This is a genomic window from Moorena sp. SIO3E8 (assembly GCF_010692445.1).
In the GTDB taxonomy this organism is placed as follows: domain Bacteria; phylum Cyanobacteriota; class Cyanobacteriia; order Cyanobacteriales; family Coleofasciculaceae; genus Moorena; species Moorena bouillonii.
Genome location: NZ_JAAHHM010000287.1, coordinates 1 through 3127, shown reverse-complemented (window position 1 = coordinate 3127; position 3127 = coordinate 1). Strand labels below are relative to the sequence as shown.

Below are 3127 nucleotides of genomic sequence, written 5' to 3'. Positions count from 1 at the left end.
AAAATCCATTCTAATGTAGAGGTACCACTGACAAGAGATTCCGTCGCGAGGAGCCGGATGAGGGGAAACTTTCACGTCCGGTTTTGGAGACGAGTCGGCGGGGGCGACCCCACGGCTTAGTTTAATTGCCGAGTAACCGTTCGCGTAGCGTCGGGCAAAGCCCGATAGGGATACCTGGTGTTGGCAAGAAGCCCGCGTTGTCCCGTTAGGGCAACGTCGGGAGTACGTCACATAGGATTTGATTAACGACTCAATTTAAGTAATCAATCTTGTTGGTGATGGCTAAATTGTTGAAATTGTTAGGAATTGGCCTAGAATTAACTATCGCTATACTTGTAGCTAGACCAGGTTGGTGTTTACCACCTCCGGAAGATCTACCAGAAGAGGTGTTGAGAACTGAGATTATTATTGAAGCGCGATCGCCTCTTGATGGCAAGCCAATGAATCCCGCTGAATACGCCCAACTGCAAGATGCCATAGCACAACGCTCAACCAGCCCTGGCCTTGACCCCCAGATTCGAGAATTGATTTTTCTGTTGCAACTGAGCGATTTGTTTCGGACAATCCTTCCGTTCTAACGGTGATACTCCCAGACCTGTTTACCCTGAATGTATTCAAGAATTAATCCCGAACAAATTGACCAGATCGTAGGAAACCAACATCATAACCCCTTTGAGGTGCTTGGTTCCCATAAATTTGAGCAGGATGGTAAGGTGAGTTGGGTGGTGCGGGCTTATCTACCAAATGCAGAGGCAGCATGGGTACTTCTGCCAACGGAAAGGAAGTCTTACCTGATGCAATCGGTACACCATCCTCACTTTTTTGAGGTGGAGATTGAGACACCTCGGCTGGCTAATTACCAACTGCGGATAAAAAAAGGCGATCGCGAATGGGTTAGCTATGACCCCTATCACTTCCGTTCTGCCAAACTAACCGAGTTTGATTTGCACCTATTTGCAGAAGGGAATCATCACCGCATCTACCAGAAACTGGGGGCTCATCCTACAGAAATTGATGGGGTTGAGGGAGTCTATTTTGCCGTTTGGGCACCTAATGCTCGTAATGTTTCAGTGATCGGGGATTTTAATGATTGGGATGGGCGTCAACATCAGATGCGCAAAGGGGCCACTGGTATCTGGGAACTCTTTATTCCTGAACTGGGAGTGGGAGAATCCTACAAGTACGAGATTAAAAATTCCGAAGGTCATATCTACGAGAAATCTGACCCCTATGGTTTCCAACAAGAGGTCAGACCGAAAACTGCTTCGATTGTTACCAACTTGGATGACTATCAGTGGCATGATCACCACTGGATGGAGCATCGGCGTCACACTGACCCCTTGAGGCAACCGATTTCTGTCTATGAGCTACATCTGGGCTCTTGGCTTCATGGTTCTTCAGGTGAAATTCCTCAGGGAGCAAATGGTGAAACCCTAACCGTGGTAACCGTTTCAGACCTCAAACCAGGAGCCCGTTTCCTGACTTACCGAGAACTAGCCCAAAAATTAATTCCTTATATCAAGCAATTGGGCTTCACCCATATCGAAATCTTGCCCCTGGCGGAGCATCCCTTTGATGGCTCTTGGGGCTATCAGGTTACCGGTTACTATGCCTGTACCTCGCGCTATGGTAACCCACAAGACTTGATGTATTTTATCGACCAGTGCCACCAAAATGGGATTGGGGTAATTTTGGATTGGGTCCCTGGTCATTTCCCCAAAGATGCTCATGGTTTGGCTTTCTTTGATGGTACTCATCTCTATGAATACGCGGATCCCCGTAAAGGTGAACATCAGGAGTGGGGAACCTTAGTCTTCAACTATAGCCGTAACGAAGTGCGGAATTTTCTGGTAGCTAACGCTTTGTTTTGGTTTGATAAGTACCACATTGATGGCATGCGGGTGGATGCCGTAGCATCTATGCTCTATCTGGACTATTTACGTGGGGATGGAGAATGGATAGCAAATCAGTATGGGGGTCGGGAAAATCTGGAAGCGGTGGATTTCCTTAGGCAAACTCATCAGGTGATTTTTGGTTATTATCCCAGTGTTCTCTCCATTGCGGAAGAGTCAACGGATTGGCCGATGGTGTCTTGGCCAAATTATTTAGGAGGTTTGGGATTTAATCTAAAGTGGAATATGGGCTGGATGCATGATATAGTAGACTATTTCAGCATGGATCCCTGGTTTCGCCAGTTCCACCAGAATAATGTTACCTTCAGCATGTGGTACAACCATGCTGAGAATTATATGCTTGCCCTATCTCACGATGAGGTGGTTCATGGCAAGAGTAATATGCTTGGGAAAATTCCTGGGGATGAGTGGCTCAAGTTTGCTAATCTCCGCTGTCTGTATGCTTATATGTTTGCTCACCCAGGTAAGAAAACTCTATTCATGAGTATGGAGTTCGGTCAGTGGAGTGAGTGGAATGTCTGGGGGGATTTGGAGTGGGATTTGTTGCAATATCAACCCCATAAAAATTTAAAGCAGTTGATTAGTGACCTGAATTATCTCTATCGCAGGGAACCGGCGCTTTATACTCAGGATTTTGACCAGGACGGCTTTGAATGGATTGATTGTAGTGATAATCGCCATAGTGTGGTGTCATTCATTCGCTATGCTCACGATTCTGAAGAGTTTATTGTGACAGTGTGCAATTTTACCCCTCAGCCCCATAGTCATTATCGGGTAGGAGTCCCCGAGATGGGATTCTACAAGGAATTGCTCAATAGTGATGCTCGCCAATACGGTGGTAGTAATATGGGGAATCTTGGGGGTAAGTGGACAGATGAATGGTACTTCCACAATCATCCCTATTCCCTAGATTTGTGTTTGCCACCCCTCGGGGTGTTGATTTTAAAGCTTGATGATCAGAAGACTCAGTCAGAGTTACAGTAGTGGGGAGATGGGGAGATGGGGAGATGGGGAGATGGGGAGATGGGGAGATGGGGAGCCATATCAACAACTTTTCAAAACCTCCCTGTATGGCTACTTCCGATTCCCGATTCCCGATTCCCGATTCCCGATTCCCGATTCCCGATTCCCGATTCCCGATTCCCGATTCCCGATTCCCGATTCCCGATTCCCGATTCCCGATTCCCGATTCCCGATTCCCGATTCCCGATTCC

The 3127-nt window shown here is 47.1% G+C and carries 3 protein-coding genes and 1 pseudogene; 3 read left to right on the top strand and 1 reads right to left on the bottom strand.

Translation table 11 applies throughout. The features are described from left to right. Window positions 1-231: hypothetical protein (locus F6K46_RS38985; RefSeq protein ID WP_293066407.1), on the bottom strand; the 231-nt coding region annotated here is incomplete at its 3' end. 47 nt (window positions 232-278) lie between these two features. On the opposite strand from F6K46_RS38985, the gene F6K46_RS38980 reads away from it, so the two are divergent. The 3 genes and pseudogenes from F6K46_RS38980 to F6K46_RS38970 all read left to right on the top strand — a co-directional run. Continuing rightward, window positions 279-578 carry a hypothetical protein gene (locus tag F6K46_RS38980; protein WP_075904260.1) on the top strand — a complete coding sequence of 100 codons (300 nt, stop codon included), beginning with the start codon at window positions 279-281 and terminating at the stop codon, window positions 576-578. A gap of 30 nt (window positions 579-608) precedes the next feature. Continuing rightward, window positions 609-2897, top strand: a complete 2289-nt coding sequence (glgB, locus tag F6K46_RS38975) for a 1,4-alpha-glucan branching enzyme (RefSeq protein WP_293066403.1) — start codon at window positions 609-611, stop codon at window positions 2895-2897. Beyond that, a pseudogene (locus tag F6K46_RS38970) lies at window positions 2866-3127 on the top strand (hypothetical protein); the annotation flags it as partial. The gene glgB and the pseudogene F6K46_RS38970, both read left to right, overlap by 32 nt.